This window comes from Chitinophaga solisilvae, from assembly GCF_009928525.1.
GTDB classification, from domain to species: Bacteria; Bacteroidota; Bacteroidia; order Chitinophagales; family Chitinophagaceae; genus Chitinophaga; species Chitinophaga solisilvae.
In genome coordinates this window covers 14,689-38,711 of the sequence record NZ_JAABOK010000016.1, presented here as the reverse complement: position 1 = coordinate 38,711, position 24,023 = coordinate 14,689, and the positions used below count along the sequence as shown (strand labels likewise).

Here is a 24,023-nt window from a genome sequence, read left to right as displayed (position 1 = left end):
ACTCCATTTGTTGCCGCTTTTATGAGACAGTAAAACGATCTGTCGTTCCGGAGACCATTTGTTAATTAATTTTTCGACGTAAAAACCCTGTTACTATGCCTCTTATTTATGCGGATGACCTGCGCTCATCCGTCTCAATGTCACCTATCACAAAGAAGTGGTATGTAGTATATACCCGTCCGAAGTTTGAAAAAAAAGTTTTACAGGAAACCAGGTTACAGCATATAGAATGTTATCTGCCTGTAAAGCAGGAACTGCGGCAGTGGAGCGATCGTGTCAAACGGTTGCAGAGCCCCATGTTCCCCAATTATCTCTTTGTTAAAATCGATATTCAGGAGAAAGTAAAAATACTTAGTCTGGGTGGCGTCATCCATTTCGTTGGCTTCAACGGTCAGCCTATCGCTGTAAGCGATGATGAGATTGAAAAAATCAGGCGGATAGAAGGAGGCAGCCAGACGCTTACCACTGAATATTATTACTGTATCGGGGATAAAGTGAGAGTCACACAAGGCGCTTTCTCAGGCATGGAAGGCATTCTGTTACGGAAATCAAACCAGGTGCGTTTTGTGATCAAACTGCCGGTAATCAGCCAGGCTGTATCCGTGGAAATAGAAAGCAGTTGCATTGAGCGGATATAATACATTTTATTATCCAAAACATTTCATTCTATGAAGAAGGCATTTTTATTCCCCGGCCAGGGATCACAACGGAGGGGCATGGGAAAGGAATTATTCCCTCAATACAAAACATATACTGACAATGCAAGCGACATCCTGGGATATGATATTACCGGCCTGTGTGAGGAAGACCCGGACCGCCTGCTGAATCAGACACAATATACGCAGCCGGCATTATACGTGGTGAATGCGCTTACCTATCTTGACCGTATCTCCCGTGAAGAACCACCTGATTTTGTGCTGGGCCACAGCCTCGGAGAATATGTAGCCCTGTTTGCCGCAGGTGTATTCTCCTTTGAAACAGGCCTGCAGCTTGTAAAGAAAAGAGCAGAGATTATGGGCGCCGTAAAGCACGGCGGAATGGCCGCCCTGCTTGGATTGAAGATGGAGGCCGTAAAAAAAATACTGCAGCAGTTCAATTATACAGGTATTGATATCGCCAACTATAATTCCGCTGAACAGATCGTCATATCCGGCATTCGCGAAGAGATACTCGGCGCACAGAAAAATTTTGAAGCCAGCGGCGCACGGCTGTATTATCCGCTCAATGTGAGCGGCGCATTTCACTCCCGCTACCTGCAGGGAGCATCGCAGGAATTCGGAAACTACGTGAAAGGATTTTCCTTTGCTGCTCCCAAAATCCCGGTTATCGCCAATGTAACCGCACGGCCCTATGAAGATGGTGCTACTGCCGACCTGCTGACGCGGCAGATTGCCAGCCAGGTGAGATGGTATGAAAGCGTCAGCTACCTGCTGTGCCAGGACGAATTATCTTTTTATGAAATAGGACCGGGAGATGTACTGACAAAAATGATCAACTTCATTATTGCTGATCCGATACCGGCCGCAGAGATGGGAATAACGCCGCCTGCGCCACCCCCGCCGGCCGCAGTGAAGGAAAGCGTACCTGAGACGCGCAATAACGTATACCCGTTGTGGTTAGACCGGTTTGTACCTGTCGGTAATGACGGTGGTCCGCAGTCCGATATACAGGCGCTTGCGGCCGGAATGGGAGCCGCAGGCTTCCGTGAAACCTATGGCGTCAGGTATGCCTATGCAGCCGGAGCCATGTCCTATGGTATCTCTTCTCCCCGGCAGATCGTGCGTATGGGAAAGGCCGGCTTGCTCAGCTTTCTCGGAACAGAAGGGGTATCGCTGGCTGAAGTGGAAGAAGCCATACAGTATATTAAGCAGCAGGGAGGCCCGCAACTGCCGTACGGAGTAAACATCGGCAGCCATCCGGAACGGCCGGAGACGGAAGAGGAACTGGTAACACTCTTTATCAGGCATGGTGTGAAAAATGTGGAAGCCGCTGCCTATCTGGGTTTAAGCAAGGCCATTGTCTACTATCGCGTGAAGGGACTTTACAAGGATAACAAGGGAAACATAGTAGCCGGTAATCGTATTATGGCGAAGCTGTCCAGGCCCGAAATAGCAGAAATTTTCCTGGAGCCGCCGCCGCGCGCCATTGTTGATAAGCTGCTGGCAGAAGGCAGCATCTCGGCCGAGCAGGCAGCTTTATCCAGGCTGGTACCCATGGCAGATGATATATGTGCAGTAGCTGATTCTGCCGGACATACCGACCGCCGTATGCCTTACGCGCTTCTGCCCGTGATCCGCAGGATGCGCGATGAAACAGTGAGTAAACTTGCTTACGCCACGCCGGTTCGTGTAGGTGTTGCCGGTGGCATAGGCACTGCGGACGCAGTAGCCGCTTCGTTTGTACTCGGAGCGGACTTTATCATGACTGGCTCCGTCAACCAGTGTACAGTGGATGCAGGTACGAGCATTGCGGTGAAAGATATGTTGCAGGAAATTAATATGCAGGATACCGACTATGCACCTGCCGGCGATATGTTTGAAACAGGAACCCGGATTCAGGTGCTGAAGAAAGGAATGTTTTTCCCGGCAAGAGCCAATAAATTATATGAACTGTATCGCCGCTACGAATCGCTGGACCAGATTCCGGTAAAGGACAGGACCCAGCTGGAAGAGCGGTATTTCAAGAAGAGCCTGGACAGCGTATTTGAAGAAATAACCAGGCAGAAAGATCCGGCTGAAATCAGCAAGGCATTACAAAACCCCAGGCATAAAATGGCGCTTGTATTCAGGCACTATTTTACTGTCAGCCAGCAGGCTGCGCTGAAAGGTGATGTTGCCATCCGGGAAGACTTTCAGGTATTCTGCAGCCCCGCACTCGGAGCATTCAACCAGTGGGTGAAAGGCACGCCGCTGCAGTCCTGGAGAAACCGCCATGCTGAAGAAGTTGCCTGGCTGCTGATGCTGGGTGGTGCGCTGTATCTCCGGGATTTCTATCTTCAGTTTGCTCCGTCATCCGCTGTAAATATATCCAGGCCGGCAAAGCAACTCAGCAGCGTCCTGTAATTTTTTCGATGATTAAAAAATCCGGTAATGTCTAAAGTGGTATTTCTCTTTTCAGGACAAGGCAGTCAGTATTTTAATATGGGGGCAGAGCTGTACCGTGCCAACGCTACCTTCCGCCGTACGTTGCAATGGCTGGACGAAGAAGCGATACGCGTATCGGGAAGTTCCGTCATTGCGCAGATATACACAGATCAGCAGGTGAAAGGGGAATTTGATGAATTGCGTTATACCAACCCGGCGCTTTTTATGGTACAGTATGCGATGGCGAAAGTATTGCAGGAAGAGTTGCAGATACATCCGTCGTATGTGCTGGGGTACAGCCTGGGCGAGATGGTGGCGGCAGCCGTATCCGGCATCGTTCATCCGCTGGATATGCTGGGTGCGCTGATACGGCAGGCCCTGGAAATAAAGGCCCATTGCGGTAATGGCGGTATGCTGACCGTGTTGCAGGACCACCGTATCTTCCGGGAGCAGCAGCCGTTCAGTTCTCTTTCCCTCGCTGCCGTAAACTATGATGAACATTTTATAGTAGCCGGCGATGAACCTTCGCTGCAGCAGCTGGAGCGCTTTCTGGGACAGCAGGATCTGCTGTCTGTCCGGCTGCCGGTCCGCTATGCTTTTCACAGTCCTATGATGGATCCTGTGAAGAGTGCATTTGTCAGCTGCTTCCGCGATATTCATTTTTCAACGCCTGTTATTCCATTCGTGTCAGGTACGCTCGCAAAGCGTGTATACATGACCGTGGCCGATTACTACTGGGAGGTAATACGCGCGCCTGTCCGCTTCAGCGAAGCTGTCAGACAAATGGAGACAGCGGGTAATTATTTTTATATTGATTGCAGTCCATCCGGTACACTGAAAAGTATACTGGATAGAATTTTATCTCCTGCATCCTCTTCTGTGTGTCACGCTACCATGAACCGGTTCGGGAACGAATTAAAAAAACTGCAATTGCTGTCACAGCAATGCGATGCCACCTGGTTGGGTCGCTGATTGTTTCACTGTTCAATCGTTAGTTATGCAGGCTTACACATTAACAATTAACTGTGAGGTGATGAATGAGATGGGCGTACTTGTCAGCCATACACTGAAAACCGAAGCTCACCTGCCGCCTCAGCCTGAAGATAAATTTATGTTTATCAGCAGAAATTATTTTAAACCTATTATTATCCGCATCGAACGGATTCTTTCTTCTGTCACCGGAAACCCTTTCTCTGAGCAGGTTTGCCTGGGAGAGGAGATAGACGAACCTTATGATATTAAGGAAGCATTTTATGGCACATGGGTAATGGCCGACTGAATCAGTATTATTCAAACATAAACAATTATGAACGTAGAAGAAATATTTCAGGTTATTGTACAGCACACAAGGGAAATTATTCCGGAATTGGAAGAACATGCCTTCAGGTTCAACGACCAGCTGAAGGAGCTGGGCGCCAATTCAATAGACCGCGCTGAGATTATCGCGCTGACGATGGATTCCTTATCCATACAGGTGCCGATGCTGGACCTGAGCGGAGCGCAGAATATGGGAGAGCTGGCAACCTTGTTCCATGAAAAATTATGATCCTGCAGATATTGTCATTACAGGCGCAGGTATTATCACTGCTGCCGCCCAGGGCAAAGCAGCAGTGACAGACACTTTGCTGCAAGCCCGGAGTGCCTTTGCCGTGATGCAGCGTCCGGGCAGGCAGCATAACACCGCCTTCGTGGGTGCAGAGATCCCGGAGATCATATATCCTGCCCACTTCTCAAAGAAGCTGCTGCGCAGCATCACCCTGACTGGTGGCGCGGCGCTGGTAGCTGTGGAAGAAGCCTGGCAGGAAGCGCGGCTCTCCGGGGTGCCGCCGCACCGTATCGGCCTGATAACAGGCGGTTCCAATTTCCAGCAACGGGAACTGATGCAGATCATTGATGCATACCGGGAAAAGCCTGTATTCATCAGGCCCGCATACGGCATCTCTTTCATGGATACTGACGTATGCGGACTTTGTACAGAAGTCTTTAACATCAGGGGAATGTCCTATTCAGCAGGCGGTGCTTCCGCCAGCGGACAGCTGGCTGTATTGCAGGCGATACAGGCAGTACAGAGCGGACAGGTAGATGTGTGCATAGCGCTGGGCGCCCTGATGGACCTGTCATTCTGGGAGTTGCAATCGTTGCGTACACTGGGGGCGATGGGCTCATCAAAATATGCAGATGATCCTGCAGCGGCCTGCCGGCCTTTTGACCGGAACCGTGACGGATTCATTTACGGCGAATGCAGCGGCGCGGTAGTCATAGAACGTATGACCACCGCCGCAGAGCGTCAGGTGCAGCCTTATGCAGCCATCTCAGGATGGGCCATGGCAATGGATGGTAACCGTAATCCCAATCCTTCCTATGACGGGGAATGTGCTGTCATCAGGCAGGCGCTGGAGAAAGCGGGTATACACCCGAAAGACATTGATTATATCAACCCCCATGGCAGCGGTTCGCTGGTGGGAGATGAAACAGAGCTACAGGCTCTGCAGGACTGTGGCCTGGCACATGCATTTATCAATACTACCAAATCCATTACCGGCCATGGTCTGACTGCAGCCGGCATGGTAGAAGTGATTGCTGTCATACTACAGATGAAAGCAGGTATGCTGCATCCCTGCAGGAACCTGGAAGATCCGGCGGATCCTTCTTTCAACTGGGTAAGGGAAACACTGCAACATGAGATCAGGCATGCACTCAGCCTGAGCTTCGGATTTGGAGGCATTAACACGGCGCTTTGCCTGCGCCGGCTTTAACAACAGTTTGCCATTATTTATTAAAAGAACATTTATGATCAGCGTTGGAATAGAAGCTATGAATATCTTCGCAGGTTCTGCTTACCTGGACGTCATGCAGCTGGCAAAACACCGGAACCTGGATACCGCCAGGTTTGAAAACCTGCTGATGAAAGAAAAGGCGGTAGCCCTGCCTCATGAAGACCCTGTCACTTACGCCGTGAATGCGGCCAGGCCATTACTAGACCGCTTAACGCCCGCGGAAAAAGACCGGGTGGAATTACTGATTACCTGTACAGAGTCCGGCATCGATTTCGGTAAATCTATCAGCACCTATATTCATCATTACCTGGAGCTGAACCGCAACTGCCGGCTGTTTGAGATCAAGCAGGCCTGCTATGCGGGCACTGCAGGTTTCCAGATGGCAGTGAATTTTATTCTGGCGCAGACATCGCCGGGCGCGAAAGCCCTGGTGATTGCAACAGATATATCCCGGTTTATGGTGGTAGAAGGCGGAGAGGCGATCAGTGAAGACTGGTCCTTCGCAGAACCCAGCGGAGGAGCAGGTGCGGTGGCTATGCTCATCAGCAACCAGCCGCATGTGTTCCGGGTAGATGTAGGCGCCAACGGCTACTACGGTTTTGAAGTGATGGATACCTGCCGGCCCGTTCCCGACAGTGAAGCCGGCGATGCAGATCTCTCGCTGATGTCTTACCTGGACTGCTGTGAGCGCGCTTACGGCGAATACCAGAAACGCGTGGCTGGTGTGGATTATCAGCAGACTTTTCAATACCTCTCTTTTCATACGCCTTTCGGTGGTATGGTGAAAGGTGCGCACCGCACTATGATGCGCAAGATCGTTAAAGCGGCTCCGCAGCAGATAGAAGCGGATTTCAGGCAACGGGTAGTGCCTGGTCTTACCTACTGCCAGCGCGTAGGCAATATCATGGGAGGCACTGTGTTCATGTCGCTGGCCAGCACAATCGATAACGGCAATTTCGATCAGCCTGCGCGTGTTGGCTGTTTCTCTTACGGATCGGGATGTTGCTCTGAGTTCTACAGCGGCATCGTATCGAAGGAAGGCCAGATCCGGCAGCGACAGCTGGGCCTGGAGAATACACTCAATGAACGCTATCATCTTTCCATGCCTGAATATGAAGCACTGCTGCAAGGCAGCGGCGCCATCAGGTTCGGTACACGCAATACCGTACTCGATACCCAGGTGGTTCCGGGCGCATGGGCTAAATCAAGAGGAAAGCAACGGCTGTACCTGAAAGAGATACGTGAGTTTCACCGCAAATATGAGTGGATAGCATGACGACGGCATATCAAACTATCAGGGTACGCTTTCAGGAACCGGTATGTTTTATACAGTTCTACCGGCCGGAAGATAACAATACCATCAATGACCTGCTGCTGACGGAATGTACACAGGCACTACGGCAATACCAGGATGTTGCCACCGTCTTTGTACTGGAAGGGCTGCCAGAGGTATTCTGCTTCGGTGCTGATTTTAAAGCAGCCACCGGCGACGGTGAAAAGCTGGGGCCGGAGCCGTTGTACGACCTGTGGATGCAGCTGGCCACCGGTCCGTTCATCAGCGTGGCGCATGTGCGCGGCAAAACCAATGCCGGTGGTATCGGGTTTGTGGCCGCATGTGATATTGTAATAGCTGATGACAGTGCGCAGTTCAGTTTGTCAGAATTGTTGTTCGGGCTGCTGCCTGCCTGTGTAATGCCTTTCCTGGTGCGGCGCATCGGCTTCCAGAAAGCGCAGTACCTCACGCTCATGACCCGTCCGGTATCCGTGCAGCAGGCGCATGCCTGGGGTCTCGTAGACGCATTTGATTCGCAGAGCGATGCCCTGCTGCGCACACATCTGCTCCGGTTAAGGTATTTGTCCCGGCAGGGCATACAGCGCTACAAACGCCTGATGCATGCATTGTACGATCTTTCACAATCCAGGTCGCTGGCGATAGACGCCAACCGGGAAGTGTTTTCCGACAGGGATAACCTGCAGCGCATAGAACGCTATGTGAAGACAGGCCTGTTCCCCTGGGAAAGCGAACCGTAACGACTAAACGAAAATATCCATCCATGATATGATGACACCAGTTGTAGATTTAAAGGAAATTGCGCCGGGCATTGTTCAGGTGACCATGCAGGACAAAGAGCACAAGAATACTTTTACGGAAGCCCTGATGGTAGAGCTGATTAACGCCTTCGAGACGATCCGTAACACCCCGCACCTGAAGGTGGTGATAGTAACAGGCTATGATAACTATTTTGCTTCCGGCGGAACACAGGAGTCGCTGCTCGACATTTATGAAGGGAAAGTGAGCTTTGCGGATATCAATCTTTACAGCCTTGCGCAGGATTGTCCGATACCTGTTATTTCTGCCATGCAGGGCCACGGCATCGGCGGCGGATTTGTTTTCGGGATGTTTGCCGATTTCATTATCCTCGGCAAGGAAAGTTTTTATACTACCAACTTCATGAAGTACGGATTTACGCCGGGTATGGGCGCCACCTACGTGCTTCCCCAGAAACTGGGCATCAGCCTGGCACAGGAGATGTTGCTGACGGCCAACAGCTACCGTGGCGCTGACCTGGAGAAAAGAGGTATCCCTTTCCCGGTGCTGCCGCGGAATGAAGTATTGAGCCATGCCCGGCAGCTGGCCGGAGACCTGGCGGATAAGCCGCGTCACTCCCTTGTAACGCTCAAGGAGCACCTGGTAAGTGTAGCCAGGGAACAGCTGCCGGCCATCATTAAAAAAGAAGTGGCCATGCATGACAAAACGTTTCATCATCCGGAGGTGAAAGAGCGGATCATCGCATTGTTTGGGAAGTAGGCTCCCCGCTCGTGTTAACGGAAATAACAGTTTTAACCTTCTTAATTTGCAGCACTATGGAAAATAACGAAACGCAATTACCTGCCGCGAAACATCTTGACTTCAGCCTTTTCTATTTTGGCAACGCGGATATATTTGATGATGCAAATGAAAAATATAAACTACTGATAGAAGGCGCGAAATATGGCGACCGTAACGGATTTACAGCCGTGTGGACGCCGGAGCGCCATTTCAATGAATTTGCAGGTCTGTATCCCAGCCCGGCTGTGATGGCAGGTAACATTGCCGCACATACGAAAAATATAGGTATCCGTGCCGGCAGCGTGGTCATTCCTTTACATAATCCCATCCGGGTGGCGGAAGACTGGTGCGTGGCAGATAACCTGTCCGGCGGCCGTGTGGGCATTGCCTGCGCTTCCGGGTGGCAGGCCAATGACTTTGTACTGGCCTCCAACAGCTATAAGAACCGTCATGAAGTGATGTACAAAAATATTGACAGCATACAACGGCTGTGGAGAGGAGAATCTATCAGTATGGAAGACGGGCATGGTCATCTCAAAGACACAAAAATATATCCGCGGCCGTTACAGAAAAGCCTGCCGATGTGGATCACCACCAATGGGAACCCTGATACCTTCAGGTCCGCAGGCAGACTGGGCTTCGGTATTCTTACCAACTTCTGGGGCAGCTCCCTGGATGAACTCGGCCCCAAGATAGAAATCTACCGGGAAGCATATAAGGAAGGCGGACATCCGAAGGGAAAAGGAAAAATAGTACTTATGCTGCATACCTTCATTGCAGGCACACGGGAGGAAGCCTATGAAAAGGCGCGCACCCCGCTGATCAATTATCTCCGTTCTTCTTTCGGTCTGCTGCAGAATAATGCTGTCAGCGGTAACGCTGCAGAAGTACAGAACCTCTCAAAAGAAGAAATAGATAATATACTCGATTACTCCTTCCGCAGGTACGTATCCGGCTCCAGCCTTGTAGGTGCAGCTGAAGATGTTATCAAGGTGCTGCATAAAGTCAGCAGCCTGGGTGTAGATGAAATAGCCTGCCTGCTTGACTTTGGGATAGACTACACTTCGGTGGTGAAGAATCTTGATAATCTTACCGCCGTGAAAGATGCCTGGCATAATAAAGTGAAAGCGGCTGCCGGAGCGGCTGCTCATACGTAAGTTTTCAGGTGAACACAGCTGCTGCTATAGTAGCTGTATTGATATCACAGCAATTGTTATATGGGACACGCTTCGTGGAAGAGGCTTGTCCCATTTGCTTTTACGGAAGCCGGAGATATAGATTTACGATACTAGACAGGATGATGGACAGCTGTTTTGAAGGTTAGAATTCCATATTAAACATATAGGTGTTGCCTGCTGAAACCCTTTGCTGGTAAGCGAATTCCGGAAGTGACATGAAGCGCTGTCCGTAGAATCTAATTTTTTTATTAAAGAATGTTTGTTTTCTTTGTAACGTAATCGGAATTATTTAACCCAACCTGTACCGGAGCCATGAACATGCTTATAGTAAGTAACGTAGCAGATTTTTTTCCTTTGAGAGCCTGTCAGTACATCCTGTATACGGATGATTTATCTGATACAGATACACCTTTGAAAAGGTAACAGCAGTCAAATATTTTTTTATTGTCACTATAATACCGTTGCGGGTACCGCAATGGCAGGTTTTTTATTTTCATGACAGCAGGTATGCTGTAAAATTTTTATTGGTTTCTGATGAATGTTCGTTTCAAGTCCTTGATCCTTATGGGGCTGATGGGCCTGTGTTTGCCGTTACCGGTCAGTGCACAGGAGGCAACCACAGCCAACCTGAGAAGTGAAGCAGATGTTATGGCCCAGCAACGGAGTGTAGCCATTAACGTTAATCTTTTTACCGGTATACCGCAACTGACAGTTCCGGTATTCGCTTATCAGCGGGGAGATCTCAAATTAAATGTAGGGCTTAGCTACTTTGCCGGCGGGGTGCAGGTAAAGGAGGATCCTACGGAAACAGGTATGAGCTGGAGCCTTGATGCCGGTGGTATTGTAACGAGATCCGTCCGGGGAATTCCGGACGATTTTCCGGAGAAGGGCTATCTCTATGTAGGGAATTTTCCAGCGGTAATGCATGATAGTATCAGACTAAAATATTATAATAACCAGCTGGATGCCCAGGCAGACGTATATACATTTAATTGTAACGGGCTGTCAGGCAGGTTTATGATCGGGAAAGATAAGGTAGTGCGTCTTTTTGAACAGAAGAATATAAAAATACAACCTGAATTTACTGCTACTGCAGGCGCTGATTATACGCTTTCAGGATTTACAATTATTGCTGCAGACGGTGTCAGGTATGAATTCCGGGAAACAGATCTGGAAAAGTTTCAGATGCAGGATGCCACAGCGGTACATGCCGGTAAATACTATCCTGTTGCGTGGCGGCTTACACGGCAGATCGCACCCTTTGATGAAGATATTATTACTTACAAATACAGAAGGTATAAAAATGCCTATTCAGAAATGGTGTCCGAAACAGCCGTTCTCAAAAAATATGATAAGAGGTATAGCTCCTCAAGCATAGACTATGAAAGAAATACAGGGCAACTGGAGGAAATAGCGCTTCCTGCAAAGCAGTTTATCCGGTTCGGACGTAATGATGAACCATATCAGATAGGAAGCCTGATAGAATCAATCAGTATACTGGATAACGACCAGGTAAAGGATAAGTATCGGTTTTACTATACCATCTATGATCACCGGGCAACACCCAGATGGATAGAAAACTATGCACTCACCAATGGCAGCTATCTGCACCTGGACTTAAAGGCTGTCAGGGCTTTTCTCCGGACAATTGTACGGGAAACCCCAGGTGGCACTATTCCGCAATATGAGTTTGTCTACAATACACAATACGAACTTCCTTCCAAGGATGTACCCTTCGTTGGCTTCCCCCGGCCATCTACACCTGAGATAGGAGGAACGTCCAGGGATCACTGGGGATTTTTCAATGGTATAGCAAATTTTACGGGCATCCCCACCACCACCGATTTTGCCGGTGGAAACAGGAACCCCAGCGATACCTACGTGCTGGCGGGCAGCCTACGGAAAGTAACTTTTCCGGATGGTATGATAAGGGAGTATGAGTTTGAATCGCATGACAGGGTCAGTGTAACCAACAGCGAACAGAGTGTTTATGTCAGCGCCCAGTCGCCCGGTACCTATACGATGAACCTCCGGCAGCACTATACCAATAATCACCGCATCAATGTAAACTTCGACCTCGGGTACAGAGATCCGGATGGTACGCCGGCTGTAAGCAATTATGTTTTTCAACTGTTGAATAGCAGTGGAATAATTGTGGATACCAGGATTTATGATTTTAATACTGCCAAACCGATGGATGGTTTTGTATGGGAGCTGAACCAGCCATCAGGCACCTATACCTTAAAGGTGCTAAAGGGCTCTGGGCGCGACTTTCCGTTGGAATCCAGTATCACGCTCAGCTGGGCAAACAGCGTTGTGAATGCACCGAAGGTAATAGGCGGAGGACTGAGAATTAAAAAAGTAACAGCCTATCCGGGTAACAACAGTATCAGTCCTGTTACTACAGCATACAAATACGTGATGGCTGACGGGGTAACCTCCTCCGGATATATGGCGCAATTCCCCAATTATGAATATCATCAGCCCATTATTTATTCATCTGGTAGTCCAGAGGATGTACGGATACTGGTAGGCGAGTCGCTCAATAACCTCAGCTACACATCGGGAAACCCTGTAGGATACAGCAGGGTAGAGGTGATAGAAGGAAGCGGTAATACCGGCAGAGGTAAAACAGTATTTGAGTTTGCTGATTTCCGGGATATCGGCTACAACCCTGTTCAGATGGGCTATCCTTATATACCGGTTGAAAAGGCAGAATGGGGATTAGGACTTCCCAAAACAATCAGTACCTATGATAGTTACGGAAACCTGAAGAAACAGGTCACCAATCTCTATAGTATAATTCAGCAGCCGGTCACAGGGCCAACTGCGTCCTCTATGCTGATATCGCATGTCGCTACCTATTCCAATATTGGTGAAGTAAAGAAACTGAGAACAGATGCCTACTATCCGCTGACTGGCAGAACTGAACTGCAAAAGGTAACGGAAACAACTTACTACAATAACAATGACAGCGTTAGCACTATCACCAGCTATACCTACCGGTCGGCGTATTTTGATGTGAAGACGATTACCAGTAGTCTGGATCGTGAGAAAGGGCTGAACATCGAAAAAAGATATTATTACAACAATGACTATACTATCCAGGATGGCATCTTTAAAACGCTGAAAGATAAAAACATCACCAGGCAGATGGCTGAAGAAGAGTGGATTACAGGAGATAGTAACCCACGCATGATCGGAGGAGACATCATTGAATATGGCGCCTTTAATAACCTGGTACGGCCTTACAGACGTTTAGGGTTTGCGGCTAATGCTCCTGTTCCGCAAGGTACAGCAGGAGTATTCAATCCGGCTGTGCTGATCAGAACCCCTGCTTTGTTTAAAGTATATGCCGTTTATCTCCGCTATGATAAATATGGTTTCCTGCAATCATCACAGGAAAATGGAAAGACTACCACCATGATGCTGGGAGCTGACAGGCAACGTGCCATCATGACGGCCGATAACGTCAACTATAACGATGTCGCCTATACGAGTTTTGAAACAGATGAGAAAGGAAATTTTTCTTATGCAGGAGAGCCGGTAACAGATGAAAATGCACCTACCGGCCGCCGGGTATATAACCTGTCTGCCGGCCCCATATCAAGAAGTGGCATCCCGCAAACAGCAGTATATACGCTTAGTTTCTGGTCAAAAGGTAATGAACCGGTTGTAGGCGGCGCTGTAAAAGTAACAGCTGAAACCAATTCCTATACCGGCTGGACATACCGGGAATATCGCGTAAGTCAGGCTGCGATTAGTATTGCAGGCAATGCACAGGTAGATGAAATCCGTTTATTCCCTGAAGGAGTACTTATGCAAACCACTACCTACGATCCGCTGGTAGGCGTTACCTCCGAATGCGGAGCAGATAATAAACCTGTTTATTATTCCTATGATGCCTTTAAGCGCCTGTCGCTCGTGAAGAACGACCGGAGACAGATTCTGGCAAAAAAAGAGTACATGGTGAATGGCCCTATGCATAAGAACCCGATCTGGATGTTCACCGGCGCAAAACGTTGTCTGACGGATAAAGATGGTAATACCGGTTACCAGGAAGCCGAGCAGACAAACATCAACACCAACAGTCCTTCCTGGGGAAATAAACAATGGGTCCAGACAGGTAAATCCCCTTCCTGCCATGTTTCCGCGAGATATGAGCTCACGGGCCGTAAGCGCTGTATTGTGCATTCTGATGGCAGTAGTAACGGTGATTATCAAAGCGAATGGAAGGATATGAATCCGCACTCATCATCATTTGGTGCTACCTATTGGGTTGTTGGAGGAAATGACCTGACCATGTGCCCTGAAGTAATCATATGTGTCGGGGAAGGCAAACGGATGGTGAATGGAAAATGTGAGACAGGCCGTAAAGTGATAACAGAATCGGAGCCGCAGAAAACCGGCTGGCGCTGTGTGTATGAATATCATTATTCTGATGGATACGTATCTCAGTCGTATGACGAGTATTCCACTTCACCCTGTATGTAATCCTGTGTTAATCTTTAGCTGAACATTCTATGAACAAAATATTGGCAGCTGTTACTGTGACATTATCTCTGTTCGCATCCGCGGCAAGGTCACAGAACAACCCAAATAATATAAAAGCGCCTCAGGCTGTAACGCCGGATGCATTACCGGCCGCGTTCAATAACGACATCCGTCTGAATTATATACGTACCTATATACCCTCCAAACCCTATACCGTTGCAACGGATCTGAATATGCAGGTAAGTGTGGAGAATGTGGCAATAGGCACCGTTTACAGCGATGGTATGGCGCGCCCGTTGCAGAACGTTATCCGGCAGGCGTCTCCCGATAAGAAAGACATCGTCACTTTTAATGTGTATGATGAATACGGCCGGGAAGCAATGAAGTTCCTGCCCTATAAGGCGGCCGGCGCTGATGGCGCGTTTAAGCAGGATGTATATGAAGCGGCACGTACGTTCAATACAGCGATGTATCCCGGAGAGCAGGTAAGCTACGGGAAAACCTATTTTGATAATTCTCCCCTGAACAGGGTGTTAAAGGTGACCGCGCCCGGTAACAGCTGGGCGGGCAGCCAGCGTGGCATGGCAACAAAAGAGCGTGCCAACGTAATCGCTGATTCTGTCAGGAAGTGGACTATTTCCTCTACTGATATAAGCGCAATACCGGTATCAGCAGAAATCTACGGGCCCAATCAGTTGATCGTGCAGGAAGAAACGGATGAACAACAGCAGCTTTTGCTGAAATTTATCGATCAGAAAGGAAGGGTCGTACTCATTAAAAGAAAAGCTGCTGCGAATGCAGCAGCAGGGCATGTCGGGTGGATATCCACTTACATCATTTATGATGAAATAAATAACCTGCGGTTTGTGATAACCCCCAAAGCGGTGAGCATGATTATGCAAAACTGGACGCTTAACGATGCCGTTATCCGGAAGGAACTTTGCTACCAGTATCAGTATGACAATCAACGCCGGAAAGTAGTTCAGTCAATACCCGGCGGGGGCGTCACAGAACTGGTGTATGACAGCAGGGACCGCGTGGTGTACAGCCGTAAGGAAAATACGAAGGATAAAGGCTGGCTCGTGACTTTTCATGATGCGGCTGACAGGCAGGTCAGAACAGGTTTCTATAATCAGCAGAAAACCCGCGCTGAACTGCAGCAGGCAATGGATAACCTGGTGATAGCCCGTCAACAGGGAAATAAGGTAGTGTCTCAGGCCGGTGATTTGGAACTGAGCCAGCGGGATAAAAGTATCCGGGCCTATAAAGCCGGTAATTCCATCGTCTTTTCTACCGGATTTGTGACCCCTGACGGAGATGAGATGATAGCTTATATTGAACCGGGTAGCGCTAGCGAAACCTATATGGAAGCGGAAGTATATAATCCCACGCCTCCTGAAGCAAATGTAGAATGGTTGTCCTATGCTTATTATGATAATTACAACTGGTCAGGAGCAGCATCGTTCAACAAGACCTACACCTCCCGCCTGTCCGGAACCACCAATCCCCAGGCAGATCCTTCACTAGATCAGAGTAACCTGATAAAAGGAAAGATGACCGGTGTGAGATACAAGGTACTGGGTACCGACCAGTGGTTAACCACAACCATCTTCTACAACAGCAGCGGAAGACCGCTACAGACTGTGCTGGATAACATCGCGGGAGGAAAGGATATAACTACTGTGCTGTACGATTTCAGCGGTAAACAACTTAGTTCCTATCAGGTACATAGCAACCCCCGAAGCACGCTGACGCCTGAAACCCGCGTTTTGTCCGTATTCACCTATGACCATGCCGGCCGTATAACGGAAGTCAGGAAGAGGCTGAATGATGATGCCGCGCAGGAAAGGATTGTCGCAAAGTTGGAGTATAACAGCCTCGGACAGCTGAGAAAAAAGGACCTGGGTGTGAAAGCCGACGGCAATGTAATGGATAGCCTCGTGTATGATTATAACATCCGGGGATGGCTCAGTGGTATCAACCGTAATTTTGTAAACACGCCCAACAGCACCAGCAATAAATTCGGGGAGGAACTCAGCTATGACATTGGCTTCGATATGCCGCAATATAACGGGAATGTGGCAGGTATAAAATGGAAAGGCTGGAACGATAAGATAGCCAGGGCTTATGGCTACAGATATGATCAGCTGAACCAGCTCACGAATGCAGACTTTAAACAGCAGAATGCACCGGGAGCCGCATGGACAAATGATAGGATGAATTTTTCCGTTAGTGAGCTGAGCTACGATAACAACGGAAATATACTGTCAATGTCGCAGCAGGGTATGAAGGGAACCACCAGCGCCCTGATCGACAAACTATCGTATACCTATCAGCCCGGAAGTAACAAACTGCAGCGGGTGGCCGATGGTGTGAATGATCCTAATTCAACACTGGGAGATTTTAAGAAAGATGCCGGCCATACCGGTACCGTGGATTATGATTATGATGCGAATGGTAATCTGACAAAAGATCTGAACAAAAAAATTGCACAGATTACCTATAACCTGTTTGATAAGCCGGAAACCCTTACTGTCACCGGTAAAGGAAGCATTAAGTATCTGTATGACGCTTTCGGAAATAAGCTGAGGAAAATAGTTACCGATAATACAGCATCCGCACCAGTTGTTACAGTGACTGATTACATCGGGAACTTTGTTTACAGGAATGACAGCCTCCGGATGTTCGGCCATGAGGAAGGACGTATCCGCCCCGTTTATAAAACAGGTGGCCCGGTAACGCTGGTGTATGATTATTTTGAACGGGATCACCTGAGTAATGTACGGGCAGTGCTGACAGAGCAGACAGATTACAAGGTGTATGCCGCTACCATGGAACAGGCAGCTGCTCCGGTAGAAACGGCGTTGTTCAGCAATATTGACGCCACCCGCAGTGCATTGCCGGCGGGCTATCCGGAAGACCGCCTGACCAGGCAGAATGAATCTGCAGCGAAGCTGAACGCCCGTGCCGACGGCAGGAAAATAGGACCATCACTGGTGCTACGGGTTACAGCCGGAGATACCGTGCAGCTTTCCGTCCGCGCTTTCTATAAATCCGGTGCGCCGGCTGATAAGAAGAATAATGCATTGCCGGAAGAAATGCTGGCCGGGCTGATTAATAATTTCAACGGCACACCGGGTACTACCGATATACATGCGGGGCCGGCCGAAACGGGTGCTGCTCCCTTCGGCAGTAAATTCACCGCAAATGACTACCGGCAGCTGACACAGAAAGATCCGGACCAGCCACAGCAAAATAAGCCCAGGGCTTATCTGAACTATGTGCTTTTTGATGACCAGTTTAAAATGGTAGATGAAAACAGCGGTGTGAAAAGAGTACAGGAAAACCCTGATCAGCTGCAGACACTGGGAACAGATAAAATGCCCATCAGTAAAAGCGGCTTCCTGTATGTATATACCAGTAATGAAAGTCAGCAGGATGTTTATTTTGATAATATGCTGCTTGGTGTATCTTTGAGCCCCGTAATGGAGGAGACGCATTATTATCCTTTCGGACTGGAGATGGCCGGAATATCCTATAATGCAGGACAGGTGCTGAAGAACAATTACAGGTATAACGGTGGTGCTGAATGGGAAGATGAGCTGGATGTAAATCTCTACAGTACTTTTTACCGCAGGTATGATCCTCAGATCGGCCGGTTTTCAGGAGTAGACATTGCTGCTTCCAAAGCCAGCGATTATACACCATACCAGTTTGCCTACAATAATCCGGTGCGCTTCAACGATCCGATGGGAGATGAAGTAACCGTCAGAGAGATTATTGACAACCTGTTTGATTCGGATAACGGCGGCTCGTGGTCAAATGGAAACTACTATGCTTTCAAGTCAGCCGGCGAGGCATTTAATGTCGGAGCTGCAGAAATTTCAGTAATGAGTCTCTGGGGTAACAGCTTTGGCGTAGCTGCTAATTACGCAGCGGCAGCCAGCAAGTATAATGGCAGTGAACATGCGCAAAGTACGCAGAATTTTGTTCCTTCTAAAATAGTTGAGCTGAAAGGTGTGAAGGTAAAATTCCGGGATCCTGCCTCGTATAAACGTGCGCAGCAAGAAATTCTGAGACAAATGGACCAGAGTGAAGCCTGGAATCTTTCGCCGTTAAATACGGGTAACATGATACTGGCCTCAGCGATCGCAAGTTCCGGAGTGACCGGGGAACTGATAGAATATGGAACAAGGAGTAGTGGAATAACGGCAATAACAACGGCGCAGTATTATGGAAAGGAGGCTGCGGCATTGAGTAAGGGCATATCAGTGGCGGGTAAGGCTGCCTTTGGTGTTCAGATAGTTGTAAGCGGACTGAATGTTGTTAATGCATACAAAACCAATAATAAGAACAAAAGGATGGTAGCGCTTAAAGGAGCCCTGGATATTACAATTGGTGCGGTATCTACTTTCGGCGGACCTATAGGATTGGCCATCGGCGGAATTTATTTGTTGGCAGATGCCGGACATCTTATGGATTGGGGGCTGCCTGCAGAATAATAGGCATAAAACAGAAAAAAGTGTATGTTTCGTTTTTACAGATATTTAATTTATAAGATTTACTCGTGGGGCGCCAGGCGCCCCAACGATACACCTGTGATGAATGTTATCCTGTGCCTGATGGCGGCGCATCTGTTTCAGTTGTGTCTGCTGCTGTACATATTGGGTAAGCTGGTGCCGGCAGTGAACGATATTCCATTACCCGGCGGCGTTTTCGCTGTCGTGTTTGCGGTATGTTTTATACTGCTTCATTATTTTTTATTCTATAATAAAGAACGCTGGGCAGCATACAGGGAGGAGTTTCAGGATGAAACGCCAAAGGAAGCACGTAAAGGTAAAATTTATGTATTAGCCTACCTGATTGGTAGTACAATAGGAAGTATCCTGATGTTTGTACTGATTGATATCCTGTTCTCCTGAAAAAACAGCCAGCATGAGGGAACGTCTTTTCTGCGTTACCTCATGCCGGCCTGGTTTATAAAAGTTTCGGGGCTGTATCCGGAATCAAATGGCACAGCCCTGATGACGGGAGAAGATTATCTCAGATGTCCATTTTAACCATGAGATGTTCGTCATGATAGACGCCATTTTTGAGAATGGCTTTTCTTTTGACTGCCTCCTGGTGGAATCCGTTTTTCAGCAATACTTTTTTAGAGGCTTCATTGTAAGCAAATACACCTGCATAGATACGGTGAATATCAAGTTCGCTGAATGTATATGCCGTGAGTAATGCCACTGCTTCCGACATGACGCCTTTTCCATAAAAAGGAGCCCCGATCCAGTATCCGATTTCAGCAGAATGTCGGTAAATATCTTCCTGTGGTGTCAGCGTAATGACGCCGGCAATTTTATCTTTAACATAAATACCCCAAACATATTTCAGTTTACCTTCTTCGATAAGGGCAAGAAATGCTTCTGCATCTTTCAGTGAATAGGGTGACGGGAAACTGTCACGCAGATTGGCCGCAATAGCGGGATTATTAGCCAGCACGCTCATCTCTTCCAGATCGCTGCGCTCAATGGCTTTCAGCTTAATGTCATTCTTTCCGTTCAGTGTGGTTATCTTTTGCATGCTGCAAAAATAGGGCATTTTTTCTAAGGTCTGCCAGGGCAGGGAGTTGGCATGATAACCTTGCGGATGCTGTCTGATGTGCTTTTTTTATGTAATGTTTGGTATTGCTGCGTTATTTTCTTTTTTTCGCGCCCGGTACGATACGGATACTTACTTGTTTACTGCCATATCGTGCGTATGATAATGTTGATATTTAATAAATAACGTGAATCAGCAGAGAGATGATAACAATGCGTTTTTACAGGAATGTTTATGCTGCAACAAATGCGCTGTATGCAAAATATCCAGGCTATCCGCCGGTATTTTGTGCAGCGATGATAGTAACGATATCTCATTTTTTTGCTAGTCTCAGTATATTCACAATACTTCGCAAGTATGACGTTTTTTATCTGGAGAACTATATTCCTAATAAATTTTTCTTGCTGCTTATTACAATTATATGGGCATTTATAGTATATAAGTATTATGCAGCCCGCTCGAAGGGTATTATGAATGAATTTTACAGTAAGCCCTTAAAAACCCGCAGATGGTTAAACGCGGTTGCCTTACTGGCATTCTTCGGGCCACTATTCACATTTATATGGCTGATGTCATAACCGACGGAGCAATTTACTTTAGGCATAACGGATTAACCGGCTGATGTTCCGCCGCAGCCATATCCCTTATATTTAAGATAAACATTCCGTTATGAAAAAGAAACCTGTAAAAAAACTCCAACTCGAAAAAATCCGGGTAGCATCCTTGTCTGATGCACAACAGCAGAAACTGAATGGCGGCGCCTTCACGGCTGAATGCCCCAGTGGTTTCCGTACCTGCGCCACCTGCGGCGCTACCTGTGGTACCCGCCTGTGCTGATAAGTTTTTTAATTTACTGATTTACTGATTTTTTGATTTTTGATTTTGGAATTTCAATGCAGCGAATCATCCGCTGCATTGAAATTCCAAAATCAAAAAATCAGTAAATCAGTAAATCCCCTGAATTATTTCTTCTTTTGTTTTCCTGCTGACTTATTTACCTCCTCAAATGCCTGCAGGTAAAGTGCCAGTTTGCTGTCTGACCTGGAGATGTCAGGTGTTTTATGTGGCTGGTCTTTAAGACCCATAAGAAAAGAAAAGTCACTGCCGCGTAACTGGGTAACGCCATGGCATCCCTGGCATCCGCCCTGATTGTAACGCATTTTTTTGTATAATAGATTTAACCCGCCGTTATAAGGCGCTTCAAGACTGCTTCCCCTGAAGTTTGACAGCGCAGAATCTGATTCTATGACATAGTTGGCCAGGAAGTAGTTGAAGGCGGAGGTATCGCTGGAAGGCTTACCCTGTATGCCTACAAGACGGTAATTCTTCCATACAGAGTTGAAATTTCTTCTGCTCAGCTGGATATGCACATAATCCGTAGATGCTTTGACTACATCCGGTATAGGACGTGCCCTTGAATATAATCTTGGCTTCTTGTCTCCAAGAGGCGTATTGTCCGGATCCAGCCGGATGTAACCCATGTTATCCTTGGTATCTACATCCACATGCTCGAAGGTGGCGAAAGTGAAGGCCGGATAGTTGGCCAGTTTATGAACAATATGTAATCCGATAAGTCCGTAACGCTTATTCACGGCTACGGTTTTACCATTTACCTTTTCATATACGAGCACCTGACGGGTTAAATGCGTGGCTACTTCCTGGTCGGTCACCTCTCTCCAGGCGGACTTTACTTCCAGTGCACCGGTGTAGATGCCGAGGGTGCCGGGAACTCTGGCCCCACCGCATGGCAGACAAAACACCCTGGCTGTATCCGGGCAGTTGCAGGTAGAACCTCCTGCCTTGTAGTAATAGTCATTATACATTTCAATATTGTTGGCGGTCTTCAGGACTGCCGCTTTTAAATCAGCTTCCTTACGGTAGTTTTTGTACTTGTAATCAAACTCATCTCTGTTAACTTTTGCCTGATACAATACCTGCAGATTGGTATTGTAGTCCGGGAGTATCTTTGCATACAGGTTACAGGAACCGATTTCGTTGTTTTCATCAAGGTTATTGAACAGGTTCTGTTTCACCGTATCATTTTTCGGAGGAATATTGGAAGCGTAAACATACCTGGGCTCGGAATCAAATGCCTGCATATTGTCGTCGTTGGGCCTTAACTCTACACGGTGGGCATACGTTTCCCATACCAGCGGCTCAGCAGGATAGGGTGATTTATCATTGATGTACGACCAGGCAGGGTCTGCATAGCCTCTGTATTTGAAGGAAGACGAATAGCTGGATTTCCAGTTCAGCGCAAAGAATTCATTCCAGGCAAAACTGACCAGATCTTCTTCACTCGCAGAAGGCGATAACTTATAGGGAACCGCCGAATCAAAGGTGATGTTAAAAGTGTACGCAGGCTTTTTTTCAGTAGTACCGGCAGCCTTTGTCGGCGACTGCCTGAATAGAACAATGAGGGCGATTCCTGCTACAATTCCGATGAAGATAGTAACGAGTGTTTTTTTCATAAATATGATATTTAATAAATGGGGAAATAAGCATTTTCTGTTGAGGGACACATGAAAATGGCTGGGAAAGCCGTTATGCAATGCTTTCCAGGGTTTTCAGGATTGCAAATCCTGCAGGATATGTATGCTTACATGTACCTTGGAGGTAATGGTTAATTGAGGTTTAAAATAATGTTGTTACAGATAACAAGCTGTTGAGTCTTCTTAATAGGATAATTCCCCGTGAATCTTTATCTAAGCTATTAAAAATAATTAAAATTAAGATGATTTTTTACGGAAAGATACCCTATCCGGGAAAAATACCCGGATAGGACAATTAAACGGTTAATAACGGTACCGGATATACGTTTTCATAACCATGTTGCTTCAGCATCTGTAACTATATGCAACAGCAAAACGTAGCCGGTGTCGTTTTTGACCTCATGATTGTCGCATCTGCACATCCCCGGAAAGGATATTGTTTCAGAAATTTGTGATCTAATAAATTCTCTGATTATGAATAAGTATATTATCAAGGGTTATCTGGTTATAATAATTGCTATGGCGATAGCTGCCTGCCAGTCCGCTCCGAAAGAGCCGCAACATGAGGCAGTGGTAACAAAGGATTCAACAGCCGGCCGGACTGTTTCTCCATCTGATACCGGCTATGCAGAGGTGAACGGACTGAAGTTGTATTATGAAGTGTACGGAACCGGTAAGCCCCTTGTACTCCTGCATGGATCATTTATGAACATCCCCATGAACTGGGGGCAGATCATTCCCCGGCTGGCCGGGACCCATAAAGTGATTGTCGCTGAAATGCAGGGCCATGGCCGCACCAGAGATATACCCCGGGAAATAGGCTACGAAGCGATGGCAGATGATGTGTCCGGTCTGCTGAAACATCTCAGGATAGACAGCGCCGATGTTTTAGGCTACAGCATGGGAGGCGGAGTAGCTTACCAGATGGCCATACGCCATCCGGAACAGGTACGCCGGCTGGTAGTACTGTCCGGAACCTATGCCCACAACGGCTGGTGGCCGGATGTAGAGGCGAGCTTTGCTGCCATAACCGGAGATGTGTTCAAAGGCTCGCCGATTATGACGGAATATGCACGCTATGGTAATGACACCGCGCATTTCAATGACTTCGTGAAAAAGGTCATGAGTGCAGACCTGAAACCATACGACTGGACGAAGGAAGTAAAAAATATTAAAGCCCCTCTCTTTATCGGTCTGGGTGATGCCGACGGGGTACGTTATGAGCATGCGCTCGAATTATTCCGGGCCAAAGGCGGCGGAAAGATGGGAGATCTTCATGGAATGCCCACATCCCGGCTGGTCATTCTCCCCGGTACTACACACATCGGTATGATGATGCATGCAGACATGTGGATTCCCATGGTCAGTGATTTCCTCGATTCAGACCTGAGTACGGCGCCTCCGGCTTTTTAATCAACCGCCCTCCGCCAAGTATTTCGTATTTTTAAGAACCTGCGCTGGCCGCAGGTTTTTTCTTTTATTTTATATGGCCCCGTACCCTCCCTTTTACTTCTCCGGGGGAAAACCACCGGCAGGATAGTGGAAACAACTGCCGGTTTACCATTAATGCAACCACC

Annotated in this window: 17 protein-coding genes; 15 read left to right on the top strand and 2 right to left on the bottom strand. The window is 47.8% G+C overall.

Annotation, left to right across the window (positions count from 1 at the left end):
- The first annotated feature begins 137 nt into the window (after window positions 1-137).
- From GWG06_RS25540 to GWG06_RS25480, 13 genes are all read left to right on the top strand, one after another.
- Window positions 138-638 carry a UpxY family transcription antiterminator gene (locus GWG06_RS25540; RefSeq protein WP_235938527.1) on the top strand — a complete coding sequence of 167 codons (501 nt, stop codon included), beginning with the start codon at window positions 138-140 and terminating at the stop codon, window positions 636-638.
- 30 nt (window positions 639-668) lie between these two features.
- Window positions 669-3,062, top strand: coding sequence for an ACP S-malonyltransferase (gene fabD / locus GWG06_RS25535; RefSeq protein WP_160717034.1), 2,394 nt, complete (start codon window positions 669-671; stop codon window positions 3,060-3,062).
- A 27-nt stretch (window positions 3,063-3,089) separates the two neighbouring features.
- Entirely contained in the window at window positions 3,090-4,055 is a 966-nt protein-coding gene (locus tag GWG06_RS25530) for an acyltransferase domain-containing protein (protein ID WP_160717032.1), read from the top strand.
- A 25-nt stretch (window positions 4,056-4,080) separates the two neighbouring features.
- A complete protein-coding gene (locus GWG06_RS25525; protein WP_160717030.1) occupies window positions 4,081-4,362 on the top strand; it encodes a DUF5952 family protein in 282 nt (93 codons plus the stop codon).
- A 27-nt stretch (window positions 4,363-4,389) separates the two neighbouring features.
- Window positions 4,390-4,629 (top strand): acyl carrier protein, encoded by a 240-nt coding sequence (locus GWG06_RS25520; RefSeq protein WP_160717028.1) that lies wholly within the window; start codon window positions 4,390-4,392, stop codon window positions 4,627-4,629.
- Complete coding sequence (locus GWG06_RS25515; protein ID WP_160717026.1) at window positions 4,616-5,839, top strand: beta-ketoacyl synthase N-terminal-like domain-containing protein; 1,224 nt, start codon at window positions 4,616-4,618, stop codon at window positions 5,837-5,839. Before GWG06_RS25520 ends, GWG06_RS25515 begins: the two co-directional genes overlap by 14 nt.
- A gap of 34 nt (window positions 5,840-5,873) precedes the next feature.
- Complete coding sequence (locus tag GWG06_RS25510) at window positions 5,874-7,136, top strand: hydroxymethylglutaryl-CoA synthase family protein (RefSeq protein ID WP_127041491.1); 1,263 nt, start codon at window positions 5,874-5,876, stop codon at window positions 7,134-7,136.
- Window positions 7,133-7,891: an enoyl-CoA hydratase/isomerase gene (locus GWG06_RS25505; RefSeq protein ID WP_160717024.1), complete on the top strand. Its 759-nt coding sequence runs from the start codon at window positions 7,133-7,135 to the stop codon at window positions 7,889-7,891. The genes GWG06_RS25510 and GWG06_RS25505 overlap by 4 nt, the downstream gene beginning before the upstream one ends.
- 28 nt (window positions 7,892-7,919) lie before the next feature.
- On the top strand, window positions 7,920-8,669 hold the full coding sequence (locus GWG06_RS25500) for a polyketide synthase (protein ID WP_127041495.1): 750 nt from the start codon (window positions 7,920-7,922) through the stop codon (window positions 8,667-8,669).
- A 56-nt stretch (window positions 8,670-8,725) separates the two neighbouring features.
- Window positions 8,726-9,847, top strand: coding sequence for a MupA/Atu3671 family FMN-dependent luciferase-like monooxygenase (locus GWG06_RS25495; protein WP_127041497.1), 1,122 nt, complete (start codon window positions 8,726-8,728; stop codon window positions 9,845-9,847).
- Window positions 9,848-10,402: 555 nt separating this feature from the next.
- Entirely contained in the window at window positions 10,403-14,362 is a 3,960-nt protein-coding gene (locus GWG06_RS25490) for a hypothetical protein (protein ID WP_160717022.1), read from the top strand.
- A gap of 29 nt (window positions 14,363-14,391) precedes the next feature.
- Complete coding sequence (locus tag GWG06_RS25485) at window positions 14,392-18,864, top strand: DUF6443 domain-containing protein (protein WP_160717020.1); 4,473 nt, start codon at window positions 14,392-14,394, stop codon at window positions 18,862-18,864.
- Between the two features lie 24 nt (window positions 18,865-18,888).
- The gene (locus GWG06_RS25480; protein WP_160717018.1) at window positions 18,889-19,284 is read left to right on the top strand and encodes a hypothetical protein; all 396 of its coding nucleotides are present in this window, start codon (window positions 18,889-18,891) and stop codon (window positions 19,282-19,284) included.
- Between the two features lie 121 nt (window positions 19,285-19,405).
- Here the strand turns inward: GWG06_RS25480 and GWG06_RS25475 are convergent, their stop codons facing one another.
- On the bottom strand, window positions 19,406-19,936 hold the full coding sequence (locus GWG06_RS25475) for a GNAT family N-acetyltransferase (protein ID WP_160717016.1): 531 nt from the start codon (window positions 19,934-19,936) through the stop codon (window positions 19,406-19,408).
- A gap of 687 nt (window positions 19,937-20,623) precedes the next feature.
- Between GWG06_RS25475 and GWG06_RS25470 the strand changes: the two genes are divergently transcribed.
- The gene (locus GWG06_RS25470; RefSeq protein ID WP_158631699.1) at window positions 20,624-20,791 is read left to right on the top strand and encodes a class I lanthipeptide; all 168 of its coding nucleotides are present in this window, start codon (window positions 20,624-20,626) and stop codon (window positions 20,789-20,791) included.
- A 125-nt stretch (window positions 20,792-20,916) separates the two neighbouring features.
- Here GWG06_RS25470 and GWG06_RS25465 read toward each other — a convergent pair whose 3' ends face one another.
- Window positions 20,917-22,425 carry a hypothetical protein gene (locus GWG06_RS25465; RefSeq protein WP_160717014.1) on the bottom strand — a complete coding sequence of 503 codons (1,509 nt, stop codon included), beginning with the start codon at window positions 22,423-22,425 and terminating at the stop codon, window positions 20,917-20,919.
- A gap of 495 nt (window positions 22,426-22,920) precedes the next feature.
- Here GWG06_RS25465 and GWG06_RS25460 point away from each other — a divergent pair, with 495 nt between their 5' ends.
- Window positions 22,921-23,859, top strand: a complete 939-nt coding sequence (locus GWG06_RS25460) for an alpha/beta fold hydrolase (RefSeq protein ID WP_127043178.1) — start codon at window positions 22,921-22,923, stop codon at window positions 23,857-23,859.
- Window positions 23,860-24,023 lie beyond the last annotated feature (164 nt).